Raw genomic sequence first — 14,381 nt, 5'->3', positions numbered from 1 at the left:
CGATGCGAGAGTTTCTGTTGACCGATAAGGATTTTTCCGAAATTTCGGCTCGAGTCTATGACACATGCGGCATAGTACTCGGGCCGCATAAAAGGGAAATGGTCTACTCAAGGTTGGCAAGGCGCATAAGGGCCAATGGGCTAAATTCATTTGAGGCGTATTTGTCTTTTTTGGAAGAAAACCAAGATGTTGAGTTTAGTCATTTTATTAATGCAATAACAACTAACTTAACTTCTTTCTTTCGAGAAAATCATCACTTCGAGTTCTTAACAAAAAGAATAGTTCCTGAAATTATTGCTAGGCACAAACACGACAGAAGAGTCCGGATCTGGTCTGCCGGGTGCTCTACAGGTGAAGAACCCTATAGTATTGCGATGACCATTGCGAATGCTTTTCCGAATGGTTGGGATGTCAAAGTGCTAGCAACAGATCTAGATTCCAACGTCTTGGGCAAAGCGAGTCTCGGAGAATATACGGCAAACAACGTCACGGGGCTAGATGAAGATAAGCTCAAAAAATGGTTTCTTAGAAGTGCTGATGGAGCAATGTATAAAGTGAAGCCTAAATTGCAATCTTTCATCCATTTTAAACGACTTAACCTTCTAGAGCCGTGGCCAATGAAAGGACCCTTTGATGTTATTTTCTGTCGTAATGTTTTGATTTATTTTGATAAAGAAACCAAAGATAAATTGTTTGAGCAATATCATGACATGTTAGTTCCCAATGGCTATTTACTCATTGGGCACTCCGAAACGATGGGAAAAGAGCACCTGGAATTTAAAAATTTAGGTAAAACCATTTATCAAAAAGGCCAGTTGAATGAGAGAGTTTAGACCTGTTCTCAGAGGCTTCGAGCATGTAAAGCGCTTTTGGGATTCAGGGCGTGCCAAAGTCGTTGCAAAAGTACTTCCAGGGGAGTTTTATGTATCTAAGCAGGATGAACTGATTTCGACTGTACTAGGTTCTTGCATTGCCGCTTGCGTATATGATGAGAAATTGGGGATAGGTGGTATGAATCACTTTATGTTACCCGGAGCAAAGGCACTCAGAGAAGTGCATGCGGATGACCTAAATTGCCGTTACGGTAACTGGGCGATGGAGTATCTGATAAATGAAGTACTCAAAAATGGGGCGTCTAGAAGCAATTTAAAAATCAAACTTTTTGGCGGTGGAAAAATTATTAGCGCAATGACTGATATTGGGGAAGGAAACATCAGGTTTGCTCGAGCCTATGTGGAAGAGGAAAATTTGAATTTAATTTCACTGGATGTAGGTGGCCCTTGGCCAAGAAAAGTTATCTTTCATCCTCAAAGTGGCAAAGCGCAAGTGAAAAAGTTACGAACCATGCACAATAACACAATTGAACAACGTGAAGTGCGTTACTTACATGACATTGAGGCTCAAGACAATAAAACGGATATTGAGCTATTTTAGGTGTGAAATATGATCAAAGTTCTGATTGTTGACGACTCGCCGTTAATTCGTGGGTTGTTAAAAGAAATTTTAGGTCAGGCGGATGGTATTAAAGTCGTTGGCACCGCGGAAGACCCTTATGAAGCTAGAGAGCTCATTAAGTCTACTTCGCCTGACGTATTAACTTTGGATATAGAAATGCCAAAAATGAATGGCATTAATTTTCTTAAAAATTTAATGCGCTTAAGGCCTATGCCTGTTGTGATGATCTCTACGTTGACCCAAGAGGGCTCACCCGCCACGATAGAAGCACTAGAATTAGGTGCCGTTGATTTTATTTCTAAGCCCACCAGCAATGTTGCTGATACCTTAATGTCTTATTCCGATTTGCTGGTTAAGAAAATTAGAGTAGCGGCCGGTGCAAGAGTGAGGGCGTTTAAAGCACCAAAACAGGAAAGCGAATTAGAAATTGGCCGTAATTATACATTTTCTCGTAATACTATTTTAGCCATAGGCGCCTCAACTGGAGGAACTGAAGCTATCAGAGAGGTGCTTATGCGATTACCAACACACGCCCCTCCTGTTGTTATCACCCAACATATCCCACCAGTTTTCAGTACCTCATTCGCGCAAAGAATGGATCGCACCTGTGCGGTATCAGTCAAAGAAGCGGAAGATGGTGATGTTTTATTACCTGGTCATGTTTTCATAGCACCGGGAGACAAACATCTTAAGGTGGCACACACTGCAACCGGATATGTTTGCCGATTAGATGATACTGAGCCTGTTAATCGTCATAAACCCTCAGTTGAGGTGTTATTTAACTCCCTTGTGCCAATGGGGAAGCATGTTTGTGCTGCTATGCTTACGGGAATGGGTAGTGATGGAGCAAAAGCAATGCTAGCTTTGAAAACCGCTGGTGCCAATACATTTGCACAAGATGAACTTAGCTGTGTGGTATGGGGAATGCCCAGAGCGGCGTACGAGCTTGGCGCAGTGCAAAGCCTAGTACCTTTGAGTAAAGTGACTGAAACCATGCTGAGCGCGGTTAAAAAGTAGGGGTAAGAGCTAATTTGCTCCTACCCAAAGCTGTTATTTTTCAATAACCCAAGGTTGTGAAAACCAATAATATCGTCCTGTGTCTTTGATTGAAGGTGCCGTACAGTTATATCGAGACCGTCCTATGGATAGTGCTTTCGGGGTTTGGATACGTACGCTGGTTTCTGATAGCCACGTCAGCTCAGCTTGTCCAACACCTGAAACGTAGCATGCAAATTGACTCTGATGAAAATCCTTATTGTTAAAATGCAACGTGATTGCTGGGGTTTTATTGTTCGTAACGCTATCAAGGTAATCTAATTTTTGTAGAGAGAACGCTTTGGTCTCGAGCTTAGTTTTTAATGTTTCTAAGTTGCTGTAGTTTCCTGATGCGGGAAAGCGAGCGATACGTGTAAAATCTGAAGAAACACCAACCGCACCAGAGTGTTGGCCAATACCAATAAGTCCAAGCTCTGCTACTAGCTTTTGCAATTCATGGTTAAACTCACCGTAAGGGTATGCGAGGTAGGGGTAATCGTGGCCAATTTCTTCTTTAATACGCTGTTGTGACCATGTGATATCGTGCTCAACACGTGCACGCCACTGCGCCGCTGTTTCATTTTTTAGTTTGAGGTGGAGGTAATCGTGCTTAGCACTATGATTTGCGATAATAGCCCCACGTTTTGCTAATGCTCTTAACTCATCCCATGTCATCACATAGCTTTTCTTTTCGTCAATAAGTTGAGGGTTGACGAAAATAGTATAGGGAAAGCCAAAAGATTCCAGGATCGGGGCCGCCGCAGTGATATTATTTTCATAGCCATCATCAAAGGTGATAGCTAACGTCTTTTCTGGTAGAGACTTACCCGACTTCAGACTATCTAACAATTGGGGTAAAGGTATCACCGAAAAACCATGTTCTTTAATGTGGTTAAGATGAGATTTAAAGGTTTCTTCACTCACGCTGGTGACCGCTGGGAGTTTCTCACTCACGTGATGATACTGTAAGATAACCGCACCCCAACTATTTGCTGAGAATAGGGCCAAACCAAAAATAATATGTTGTATCAATTTCTTAAATGCCATAAAGCGCAACATCTGAGCCTCTTACTACTTGCAGGTCCGATGATACTATCAAATATTACGGTGCCACTGTTAGGATTAGTCGATACAGCAGTCATTGGTCATATGGGGGATGCGCATTTTTTGGCTGGGATTGCGCTAGGCTCTAGCGCTATCTCGGTACTATTTTGGCTTGCAAGTTTTCTGCGAATGAGTACTACAGGAGTGATCGCTCAATCAAGCGGCCAGCAAGACCATGACAAGCTGACACGTTCACTATTTACCAGCATGCTCATTGCGCTGCTCTTTGCCGTGAGTTTGATTCTATTATCTCCTCTGCTGGTCCAAGTTATTGCTCAACTTTCAAATGCTTCTAGTGAAGTATTTGAGCAAGCAAAATTATATTTTCAAATCCGTGTATTTAGCGCGCCTGCAGCAATGTTAAATCTTGTGTTGCTGGGCTTTATGCTTGGGATGCATTACGGGCGAGGGCCATTCTATCTGGTGTTATTCACGAACATAGTGAATATAGCTTTGGATATTTTATTTGTTGTCGGATTTGAGTGGGGAGTAGCAGGCGCAGCTTGGGCTTCACTGATTGCAGACTATTCGGCATTAGGCTTATCTTTGTTTTTGAGCGCATTGGTCGCAAAGCGCTACGGTATTGCGTTGAAATTCACTCTACCAAAGCGCGCGCAGTGGCTCAGTTTACTCACCTTGAATCGTGATATTTTTATTCGTTCCTTGATCTTACAACTCTGCTTTAGTTTTATGACTTTCTATGGCGCAAGGCTTGGTGAGATCACGCTAGCGGCCAATGCTGTCTTACTGAATTTTTTGATGTTAGTTAGCTTTGCGATGGACGGTATCGCTTATGCTGCCGAGGCAAAGGTCGGCAGAGCAAAAGGACAAGGCTCGTTGGGGCAATTGCAATTATGGGTAAAAGTAAGCCTGTTTTGGGGGGCTGCATTTGCGCTTTTATACAGCGCTATTTTTTATCTAGCTGGTGGCTGGATCATTAGCTTATTAACCAATATCCCCGAAGTGATAACGTTGGCAGGTACTTATTTACCTTGGTTGGTGCTATTACCTTTGATTGCCATGAGTTGCTTTTTGTTTGACGGCATCTTTGTTGGGCTTACTCGTGCTAAAGAAATGCGAAATAGCATGTTAGTTTCTGCGGTATTCGGTTTCTTCTTGCCTTTTTTGATTGCCTTGCCACTCGGTAATCATGCGCTCTGGCTTGCGATGAGTTGTTTTATGGGGTTGCGTGGATTGACCTTGGCATATAAATATCATCTGCTCGCTCGAGAAGCTACTTTACTCGAATAATGGGGGTTGCGTTAAGCGAATGGGTCGTTATCTTTTAGGGCTTGGCGGCGTTTTTCTCTGGCTTCTATAACCTGAGAAAAACGATTAGCAAAAATGCCAATATAACCGTAAAAGGCACAGCACAAACCAGGAAGTAAAAGCACTAAACCTGCGATTTGAAAGCGATGATCTTGATAATAACCCAGCGCGATAAAAGCACCCGCGAGTAACACAATAACCAGGCCAAAAAGGAAAAATTTGAGGCTTCGCTTAGGGTGAGACCCTAAGCGATAAATGAGGGGGTTGCTCATTAATAGTAAGAGTGTTCGCCGCGCGCGTGCTCCGTGATGTCACGTACGCCGTTGATTTCTTCAAACTTAGCGATCATCTCTTTTTCGATGCCTTCTTTCAACGTGACATCAATCATTGAGCAGCCGTTACAACCACCGCCGAATTGAAGTACAGCAATACCATCTGCGGTAATTTCTACTAGGCTGACTTGACCACCGTGATTGGCCAGTTGTGGATTTACTTCTGTCACTAGCATGTGCTCTACGCGCTCAGCTAGGCTCGCATCATCACGTAATCGTTTAGCTTTGGCATTTGGTGCCTTAAGCGTCAACTGACTCCCCATTTTATCGGTAACGAAGTCGATATCGGCTTCTTCTAAAAATGGTGCGCTTTCTTCATCAACGATGGCTTCAAAACCATTAAACGGTAAGCGGATATCGCTTTGTTCAACGGCATCTGCTGGGCAATATGACACGCCACACTCAGCTTGAGAGGTGCCTGGATTAACCACGAAAACTCTAATATTAGTGCCTTCAGCCTGATCGGCTAATAGTTTCGCGAAATGGCTTTGGGCAGAATCTGAAATATGGATCATAATTCGCTCTATACTTGACTAAATTACTCGGTTAATACGTATCATACTCTCCTCGTCGTGTTGTCGCTAGTGTTCGGCGTAAAAATTTGGCAATCGGCGGTGCGCTTGTTAGCTTGAAAAGTAATCGGAATTAAAGGACATTATCATGCGGTTAATAAGCTGTATTATCGTGCTGTTGAGCTTTAGCTTGCAGGCCAAGCCCATTGCCTATTATTTTGGCGATGAAGTAAAATTTGATCCCACAATAACTACGCCAAAACAAGCATTTGGATATGAAGTTGGGCGGTGGCATTTGCGCCACGATCAAATCGTTAATTATCTACACACCCTTGCAAGTGAAAGCCCAAGGTTGAGTGTCGAAACAATCGGGTTTAGCCATGAGCGACGTCCTTTATTACTCCTAAAAGCAAGCTCGCCACAAAACCAACAAAACCTGGCGCGTATTCAGCAAGAGCATATTGCTTCATTGAGCAGTAGCCAAAACAGTTCAGACCAGCCAGTTGTGATGTGGATGGGCTATAGCGTACACGGTAATGAGTCTTCAGGAAGCAATGCCGCGGTACTCATGGCATATTATTTAGCTGCGGCGCAGGGCGAGTCAGTTACGCAGCTCCTTGATAATGCGGTGATATTGTTAGATCCAGCTTTGAACCCTGATGGCTTATCACGTTTTGCTACATGGGCAAACGCCAATAAGAGCATGTCTCTATCAACCGATCCTGCACATCGTGAGCATAATGAGTCTTGGCCTTCTAGTCGCACTAACCATTATTGGTTTGACCTCAATCGTGACTGGTTACTACTACAACATCCTGAGTCAAAAGCACGGATCAAAGCGTTCCATCGTTGGAAACCAAACGTACTGACCGATTTTCATGAAATGGGACCAAATAGTACGTATTTTTTTCAACCTGGGATCCCATCAAGGACTCACCCAATTACTCCATTACAAAACGTAGCGCTAACCAACGAGATTGGTAAGTTTCATGCCAAAGCCCTTGATGCACAAGGGGAGTTATATTTTACCCAAGAGAGCTTTGATGACTTTTATTATGGCAAAGGCTCTACGTACCCCGACGTAAATGGTGCGGTTGGCATTTTGTTCGAACAAGCAAGTAGTCGAGGGCATGCACAAGAAACTCAGTATGGCGTGTTGAGCTTTCCTGAAACGATTAAAAATCAGGTTACGACGAGTCTCTCGACATTTCAAGCCAGCACGACACATAGACGCGCTTTACTTGACTATCAGCAGCAGTTTTATCAACAAGCGAATGAGCTTGCTAGTAAAGACGAAATCAACGGTTACGTTGTTGCTCGCGGCAAAGATAACTATCGCTTTCAAGCGTTTGTGGATTTATTGAAACAGCATCAGATAGAGGTGAAATATCTCTCAAAAATCAAAGAGGTGGAGAACACCGAATATCAGCAAGGGGATTTATACATTCCACTAGCCCAGCCACAATATCGCTTGATAAAAGCACTATTTAGCACACAGAGGCATTTTAAGGACAACACGTTTTACGATGTTTCAGGTTGGACGATGCCGTACGCTTATGATTTAGATTTTGCCGCAGTAAAAAGTGGCTGGGGTTTAAAGCTTCAAGGTGAATCGAGCACTGACTCAAATATATTGGCTCCCGTTGCAGGAAGTTATGCCTACACCATAGAATGGCACCATTACTTGGCGCCACAATTAGCAAATCGACTCTTACAGGCTGGAGTGAAAGTAGCAGCTGCAATGTCACCATTTGCAGCATCAACCACCTCAGGCTCTCATGACTTTCAGGCCGGTACATTGGTGATTGCTAGTGGTATTCAGCAGCAAGCAGGCTGGTTTACTCAGCTTGAAACAATCGCCAGAGAGCTTTCACTTCCAGTATATAGTGTGACTACAGGCCTTACACAAAGTGGCGTCGATTTTGGGTCAAGACAAATGCTGCAGCTGCAAAAGCCAGAAGTCCTCATCATAGGTGGTGCGGGTGTAAGTCAATATGAAGCGGGTGAGCTTTGGTATCATTTGGATAGGCATTTAAAACTTGCTCCTTCAATTGTGGAAAAGCAGCATATCGAGAAACTCGATCTTACGCGCTACACCCACATTTTATTGGCTGATGGTAAATATGGAGATTTAAGTGACAAGAGCAAAGCTAAGCTCTTGAGCTGGGTCGCTAAAGGCGGTGTGATTTGGGGGCAAAAGCGTGGTGCGCAGTGGCTAATCGAACAGCAGCTACTAGACGCTGAAATGGTTTCAAGCAAAGAAATGCGAGCCCAGTTTGACAGCAAAAATCTCACCTTTGCAGATCAAGATAGCCTGTCGGCAAAACAGCGGATTGCCGGCGCGATTTTTGATGCGCGTTTGGATTTAAGCCATCCTTTGTCTTTTGGCTTTGAAAACCGGGAATTGCCTGTCTTTAAAAATAGCACTTGGGTGATGCATCGTAATAATAAGCCATTTATCGAGTCGTTGACGTATACTAAAAAGCCTTTATTGGCAGGGTATGCTGATAATATTAACGTTGAACAGATCGCTGGTTCCTCTGTCTTGATAGCGTCAACGTCTGGACGTGGGGTGGCTGTAGGAATGACTGACAATCCTGTATTTCGTGGCTTTTGGTTCGGTTCTAGCCGGCTGCTAAATAACGCGTTGTTCTTTGCACACGGCATAAGATAAGGTCCAGAACATTTAGCAAGTTGATTGATATCTGTTCTAGCTATATCAATCAAATAATACGCTTTTAAGCGTCGAATGGTGTGAGGCTGATAGCCATCGCCCACACCATTTTTGCCCCATTTTGTTTACACACTTTTGCCGCTGCATTCATGGTCGCACCCGTTGTGATCACATCCTCAAGTAATACTATATTTTTTCCTTCAACAGATTGGTTGAGCACAAAGGCATTGTTTAAGTTACGTTTTCGTTTAGCTTTGGTCAGCTCCGATTGTGGCTTGGTGTGTTTTGCTTTTTTGAGTATTGTCTGGCTGAGTGGTAGCCCTTGCCAAATTTGCTCAACTTGATTGTAACCTCGTCGGATTAAACGCCTTCGGTGTAGTGGCAAACAACAAACAAGGTCTACGGGGAAAGCATCTTCTTCACTGAAACGCTGCCATAGTGTCTGAGCTAGCAGGTTTAAGGCACATTGATACGCTTTGCTATGGTTAAACTTTACTCCTTGCAACCATGTGTTTATTGGCGTGCGGTACCAACTTGCCACGCTTAATCCATCGCAGTCTTCAAGGCTAACCATGCGTTGGATATTGGGGTAATTAAGTAAATTTATCTCTTTATCCATAAAGTCTAAACAGGCTTGTAAGCAGTGTGGACAAAGCAAGGCTTCTGTTGTGCTTTGTTCACAGCATACACAGGGTTGACGCCACTTTTTAGGTAATAACCGATTAAGTTGGATCATTGCTTTCCATCCTGGGTTAGCTATCATGGCGTCAAGTTTGGTATAGAGAACAGATAAATGCAAAATGAAGTTGTGCTGCTCCATGGTTGGGGGATGAACAAAGCGGTGTGGCAGTTATGCGAGGAAACTTTAGCACCTACAACACCAATTAAAGCGGTAAACCTTCCTGGATTTGGTGGTACACCAAGCGCGGAGGGCGATTATTCTCTTGAGCGTAACGCTTTACTTATTGCTGAGCAGCTGATGCCACAAAGCGTATTGATAGGCTGGTCTTTGGGGGGCTTATTTGCATTGTATTTAGCTGCTCATTTTCCAGACAAAGTTAGCAAGGTTATTTTGGTCGCTTCAACGCCATTTTTTTGTGAGCAAGCTGATTGGCCCGGAATAGCCCCTAAAGTGCTAAACAACTTTGAGACTCAACTGCAAACCAATAGCGCAAAGACGATAGAAAGATTTTTAGCTATTCAAGCGATGGGCAGTGAATATGCCAGAGAAGACATCAAACAACTCAAAGCGCTACTAGGCACACTGCCGGAAGCGGAGGCGAAAGCACTAGCTGGTGGACTGGAGATATTGAAATCGCAGGACTTACGTAATGAATTTTCACGGCTACAACTCCCCACAATAGGCATATTCGGCCGTTTAGATTCTCTTGTTCCACAAACGGCTGTAGAGAAAATGCAGGTACTCAATCCAAATTTTAAGGCTCATACGCTTGCAAAGGCCTCTCATGCGCCTTTTATCTCTCATAAAGAAGCTTTTTTATCACTCCTTAAATCAATTATTTAGAAATTTAGAATAATAAAGCGGCAAAAAATTGCCGCTTTTACTTTTCTTTGTTGATATTTTGCGCAATAATTAGTCAGTAAGAAAAGGTTTATCTAGGTGCGAATATGCCAATAGGTGATGTGTTAAATAATGGAATTGACGGTTATAACCGCGCTGCTCAGGGGATTGCCCAAGCAAGTGCTGATATTAACCGCGCTGCCATCGATCAACAAAGTGATTCTGAACGTGCGTCTGGGCGGCAGTTGCAGGGTGCCAGTGCCGGTGAAGCTGTGACGGCTCCAGTGAGCGAAACCCCAAGCTTGACCGAATCAGTGGTAGCCTTAAAAGTTGAAGAGTTTAACGCGAAAGCCAATGTGCAAACTATTCGCACTGCAGATGAAGTGCTAGGTACGTTGATTGATATTAAAGTGTAATGAACATAGTAACGCCACCACCGGCGATGAATTTAAACACTGCCAACGTGTACACCGAAACGGTTGTACGCGATAATCAGCTGCGTGAAGCGATCCCAAAACCTGCACCAACTAATCCCTCATTTACTGAAAACCGCAACCTTTCCGATTCTGAAAAAGGCCGCTCTTCTAACGTAGACGATGCAAAAATTTACGGTTCTGATGGTAAAACAGAGCAAAGCAAAACCATTCAAGGCAAAGAGGAAGGTGAAAAAGGCGAAGGCCAAGAAAAAGAAAAGAATGAACAAGAGCAGCAACAAACAGAGCAAGATGAGCAGGTCGTTCAAGAATTAAAATCTCGAGATAGAGAGGTAAGATTACATGAGCAGGCTCATGCCAGAGTAGGCGGGCAATATGCCGGATCACCGAGTTATGAATATCAGCGCGGTCCTGATGGCAATAACTACGCTATTGGCGGTGAGGTGATGATCGATGTTGCGCCGCTTGAAGGTGATCCACAGGGCACGATTGAAAAAATGCAAACGGTGAGAGCGGCAGCGTTAGCACCAGCAGAACCCTCTGGCGCTGATAGAGCCATCGCAGCAGATGCGACTCAAAAACTCTCGGCGGCGCAGGCTGAGTTGGCAAAAGCTTCTATCAGTGGTGAAGAGCAAAGTGATAGCAAGCGGGTGCAAAATATTCAAACTCGTCGTTTGAGTGGTGAGCAGGCAAAAGCAGAGAGTGCAGAAGAGCAAGCCAAGCTGAAGCAGGATGCAGATCCTTACGCTGTCGCGATGCCAATTGAAGCTGATCCTGAAATCCAAGCAAGATCGCTCAGGATCTCAAACTTTTATCAACATGTAGCGATGCCTAATCAACCCGCATCGCTATCAGTGCAAATTTAACCGTAGGTATTGGCCTTCTCCTCCGCGGGTCATTGCAGTGAAAACGAGTTAAAACCCCCGACAAACGAAAAGCGCGACCAAGGCCGCGCTTTTCTTTGTTCATTGCATTGTTGAACCTGAACTCGGGATAACAACTTGTTCTCTAGCAGCTGTTATCCCTTACTACTGCGTTAAATTTGCCTTGTATTAAGAAATAACTCCTGGCTAGAGCGATATTACGCTTTTGAACTTAGTGAGTTTAGTGGATTAACTTACTTCTTATCCCAAGTTCAGGTTATTGAGATTACTTCTTCAGCTTCGCGAAGGCTTCAGCAAACGCATTACCCATCGCGGCGTTACCTGCATCTCGTGACTTTGGCTTAGAAGACTTAGGCGCAGGTTTTCCTTTGTGCGGCTTCGCGTTTTGTTTTTGCGCTGGAGCTTGAGATATTTCATCGTTTAAGCGCATGGTAAAGCTAATGCGTTTACGAGGCACATCAACCTCAATCACTTTGACCTTAACGATATCTCCCGCTTTAACGACTTCACGCGGATCGGAAATAAACTTATCCGTGAGTGCTGAAATGTGAACAAGTCCATCTTGATGCACACCTACATCCACAAAAGCCCCAAAATTGGCAACATTAGAGACCACACCTTCTAAAATCATACCGACTTTAAGATCTGTGATTGTTTCAACACCAGCTTTAAACTGCGCCGTTTTAAATTCTGGGCGAGGATCTCGGCCTGGCTTATCTAACTCTTTGATAATATCAGTGACCGTTGGTACCCCAAACTTATCATCTACATAGTCGTTTGCCACAAGGCCATTCAAGACTTCGCGATTACCGATAAGGGTATTCACTTCTAGATTTTGTTTTTTACAAATCGCTTTGACAACAGGGTAAGCTTCTGGGTGCACTGCCGATGCATCCAGTGGATCGTCGCCATTGGCGATACGTAAGAAACCAGCTGCTTGTTCAAATGCTTTAGGTCCTAATCGCTCAACTTTTTTAAGCGCTTTGCGATCCGTGAAAGAGCCATTTTCGTCGCGGTATTTTACGATGTTGCTGGCTAATGTTTTATTCAAACCCGAGACGCGCGTTAATAATGGTATCGATGCCGTGTTCACATCGACACCTACTGAGTTTACGCAGTCTTCGACCACAGCAGTTAGCGTTTGCCCTAGCTGGCTTTGAGAAACATCGTGCTGATATTGGCCAACACCGATTGATTTTGGTTCGATTTTCACAAGCTCTGCTAGCGGATCTTGTAATCTTCTTGCGATAGAAACTGCACCACGTAGAGATACATCAAGATCTGGAAATTCGTTTGCGGCAAATTCAGAGGCTGAGTACACCGATGCGCCAGCTTCACTCACCATGATTTTGTTGAGCTTTAATTCGGTAGCGCCTTTTAGCAGTTCTGCGGCCAGTTTGTCGGTTTCGCGAGACGCGGTTCCGTTACCGATAGCAATAAGCTCAACTTTGTATTGGCGGCACATTTGCTCTAGTGTCTTCAGCGACTTATCCCACTGGTTTTGAGGGGCATGAGGGTGGATAGTACTGGTTGCAATCAGTTTGCCTGTGGCATCGACAATGGCGACTTTACACCCGGTACGTAATCCCGGATCGATACCCATTGTCACTTTTGCACCAGCAGGCGCAGCCATCAGTAGATCTTTTAGGTTTTTCGCGAAAACTTCGATAGCGTCTAGCTCTGACTTTTCACGCATTGACCCTAAGAATTCGTTTTCCAAGTGCAGGGCGATTTTAATCTTCCATGCCCACTGGACCACACCCATTAACCAATCACTGGCAGCTTTACCAGAGACGGCTAGGCGGTAATGATCAGCAATGATCTGTGCACAAAATTGAGCAGGGTCCTCTGCGCTTGGTTCCGGGTTGATAGATAACTGTAAAAAACCTTCGTTACGTGCTCTTAGCATCGCCAGTGCGCGGTGCGATGGAATTTTATTTAGCAGCTCATTATGTTCAAAGTAGTCACGGTATTTGCTTCCTGCTTCTTCTTTACCCGCAATGACTCTTGCTTCGATTTGTGCGTTGTCTTTAAGGTGCGCACGGAGTTTAGCAAGTAGCTTTGCGTCTTCTGCAAAACGCTCCATGAGAATAAACTTAGCGCCATCTAAAGCCGCTTTGGTGTCTGAAACGCCTTTGCTCTCATCAATGAAAGGAGTCGCTTGTTGTTCTGGGTCTAACGTTGGATCTGCAAATAAAGCGTCTGCTAGGGGTTCCAAACCTGCTTCTATCGCGATTTGGCCTTTTGTTCTGCGCTTTGGTTTGTATGGGAGATATAAATCTTCGAGTACGGTTTTGCTGTCAGCGGCTTGTATTTCTGCATTTAACTCGGCAGTGAGTTTACCCTGTTCATCGATGGTTTTTAAAATAAACTCGCGACGTTCATCAAGCTCTCGTAAGTAACCTAACCTTTGCTCAAGCAAACGCAGTTGAGTGTCATCTAAGCCACCCGTTACCTCTTTACGGTAACGTGCAATAAATGGAACGGTTGCCCCTTCGTCTAGCAAACTAATAGCAGCATTAACTTGCTGTTCTCTGGCGTTAAGCTCCGTTGCTAAACGTTGTGTGATATTGCTCATGCAAAATCCTTATACTCTTCTTAATCGGTCTGTGTTGCCTAGACAATACTCATCTCGGGCAAACAAAATTTAGCTCAATGTTATCATTGTTCGGTGTTTCTGCGATATTCGATTTGGTTGATATACCAAAGTCTTCGGCCATGCGGTGTGGTGACCGTAATTTCATCATCGACTTGTTTGCTTAGTAAAGCCCTAGCCATTGGCGCATCGATGGAGATGTAGTCATTGCGTTCGTATATTTCATCAGGTCCAACAATTCGAAATGCACGAACCTCGCCTTCTTCGCTTTCCACTTCTACCCAAGCGCCAAAAAATACTTTACCTTCTTGTTCGGGACTATATTCCACGACTTTTAGTTCGGGCATACGCTTTCGTAAAAAGCGTACCCGTCTATCTATTTGCCTTAATAAACGTTTATTGAAGGTGTAGTCGGCATTTTCGGAGCGATCGCCTAAACTCGCTGCCCAATTCACAATTTTGGTGATCTCTGGGCGCTTTTCAAACCACAGGTGATCATGTTCTTGCTGCAGTTGGCGGTATCCTTCGGGCGTGATCAAATTCGTTTTCATGTTTCTCAGGTGT

At 44.2% G+C, this 14,381-nt stretch carries 14 protein-coding genes; 8 read left to right on the top strand and 6 right to left on the bottom strand.

Features of this window, described 5'->3' with window-relative positions; all coding sequences use genetic code 11:
* The first annotated feature begins 2 nt into the window (after window positions 1-2).
* Genes A587_RS0122925 through A587_RS0122915 form a run of 3 tightly spaced genes read left to right on the top strand, consistent with a single transcriptional unit; the run spans window position 3 to window position 2,472 of the window.
* Window positions 3-833, top strand: a complete 831-nt coding sequence (locus A587_RS0122925; protein WP_017219455.1) for a CheR family methyltransferase — start codon at window positions 3-5, stop codon at window positions 831-833.
* Window positions 820-1,434 carry a chemoreceptor glutamine deamidase CheD gene (cheD, locus tag A587_RS0122920; RefSeq protein WP_017219454.1) on the top strand — a complete coding sequence of 205 codons (615 nt, stop codon included), beginning with the start codon at window positions 820-822 and terminating at the stop codon, window positions 1,432-1,434. The genes A587_RS0122925 and cheD overlap by 14 nt, the downstream gene beginning before the upstream one ends.
* Before the next feature lie 9 nt (window positions 1,435-1,443).
* Entirely contained in the window at window positions 1,444-2,472 is a 1,029-nt protein-coding gene (locus tag A587_RS0122915) for a protein-glutamate methylesterase/protein-glutamine glutaminase (protein WP_017219453.1), read from the top strand.
* Window positions 2,473-2,505: 33 nt separating this feature from the next.
* On the opposite strand, the gene A587_RS0122910 is transcribed toward A587_RS0122915, so the two are convergent.
* Entirely contained in the window at window positions 2,506-3,549 is a 1,044-nt protein-coding gene (locus A587_RS0122910) for a polysaccharide deacetylase family protein (protein ID WP_017219452.1), read from the bottom strand.
* A 27-nt stretch (window positions 3,550-3,576) separates the two neighbouring features.
* On the opposite strand from A587_RS0122910, the gene A587_RS0122905 reads away from it, so the two are divergent.
* Complete coding sequence (locus A587_RS0122905; protein WP_017219451.1) at window positions 3,577-4,845, top strand: MATE family efflux transporter; 1,269 nt, start codon at window positions 3,577-3,579, stop codon at window positions 4,843-4,845.
* Window positions 4,846-4,856: 11 nt separating this feature from the next.
* Here the strand turns inward: A587_RS0122905 and A587_RS0122900 are convergent, their stop codons facing one another.
* Together A587_RS0122900 and nfuA are read right to left on the bottom strand one after the other, a co-directional pair.
* Window positions 4,857-5,135, bottom strand: coding sequence for a hypothetical protein (locus A587_RS0122900; protein WP_017219450.1), 279 nt, complete (start codon window positions 5,133-5,135; stop codon window positions 4,857-4,859).
* Complete coding sequence (nfuA, locus tag A587_RS0122895; RefSeq protein WP_010378467.1) at window positions 5,135-5,710, bottom strand: Fe-S biogenesis protein NfuA; 576 nt, start codon at window positions 5,708-5,710, stop codon at window positions 5,135-5,137. The genes A587_RS0122900 and nfuA overlap by 1 nt, the downstream gene beginning before the upstream one ends.
* Before the next feature lie 145 nt (window positions 5,711-5,855).
* On the opposite strand from nfuA, the gene A587_RS0122890 reads away from it, so the two are divergent.
* Window positions 5,856-8,381: a M14 metallopeptidase family protein gene (locus tag A587_RS0122890; protein ID WP_017219449.1), complete on the top strand. Its 2,526-nt coding sequence runs from the start codon at window positions 5,856-5,858 to the stop codon at window positions 8,379-8,381.
* A gap of 64 nt (window positions 8,382-8,445) precedes the next feature.
* Here A587_RS0122890 and A587_RS0122885 read toward each other — a convergent pair whose 3' ends face one another.
* Window positions 8,446-9,117, bottom strand: coding sequence for a ComF family protein (locus A587_RS0122885; protein ID WP_017219448.1), 672 nt, complete (start codon window positions 9,115-9,117; stop codon window positions 8,446-8,448).
* A 57-nt stretch (window positions 9,118-9,174) separates the two neighbouring features.
* Between A587_RS0122885 and bioH the strand changes: the two genes are divergently transcribed.
* The 3 genes from bioH (at window position 9,175) to A587_RS0122870 (ending at window position 11,203) form a co-directional block, all read left to right on the top strand.
* Window positions 9,175-9,906 (top strand): pimeloyl-ACP methyl ester esterase BioH, encoded by a 732-nt coding sequence (gene bioH / locus A587_RS0122880; RefSeq protein WP_017219447.1) that lies wholly within the window; start codon window positions 9,175-9,177, stop codon window positions 9,904-9,906.
* Window positions 9,907-10,010: 104 nt separating this feature from the next.
* Window positions 10,011-10,319: a hypothetical protein gene (locus A587_RS0122875; protein ID WP_010378475.1), complete on the top strand. Its 309-nt coding sequence runs from the start codon at window positions 10,011-10,013 to the stop codon at window positions 10,317-10,319.
* Complete coding sequence (locus A587_RS0122870; protein WP_017219446.1) at window positions 10,319-11,203, top strand: putative metalloprotease CJM1_0395 family protein; 885 nt, start codon at window positions 10,319-10,321, stop codon at window positions 11,201-11,203. Before A587_RS0122875 ends, A587_RS0122870 begins: the two co-directional genes overlap by 1 nt.
* Before the next feature lie 283 nt (window positions 11,204-11,486).
* On the opposite strand, the gene A587_RS0122865 is transcribed toward A587_RS0122870, so the two are convergent.
* Window positions 11,487-13,799 carry a Tex family protein gene (locus A587_RS0122865; RefSeq protein WP_017219445.1) on the bottom strand — a complete coding sequence of 771 codons (2,313 nt, stop codon included), beginning with the start codon at window positions 13,797-13,799 and terminating at the stop codon, window positions 11,487-11,489.
* An 83-nt stretch (window positions 13,800-13,882) separates the two neighbouring features.
* On the bottom strand, window positions 13,883-14,368 hold the full coding sequence (gene greB / locus A587_RS0122860; protein WP_010378480.1) for a transcription elongation factor GreB: 486 nt from the start codon (window positions 14,366-14,368) through the stop codon (window positions 13,883-13,885).
* Between the last annotated feature and the right edge of the window lie 13 nt (window positions 14,369-14,381).

The organism is Pseudoalteromonas sp. NJ631, from assembly GCF_000276645.1.
GTDB lineage: Bacteria > Pseudomonadota > Gammaproteobacteria > Enterobacterales > Alteromonadaceae > Pseudoalteromonas > Pseudoalteromonas piscicida.
Note: the sequence above shows the minus strand (reverse complement) of the source record. Positions and strands in the feature narration are given on the sequence as shown.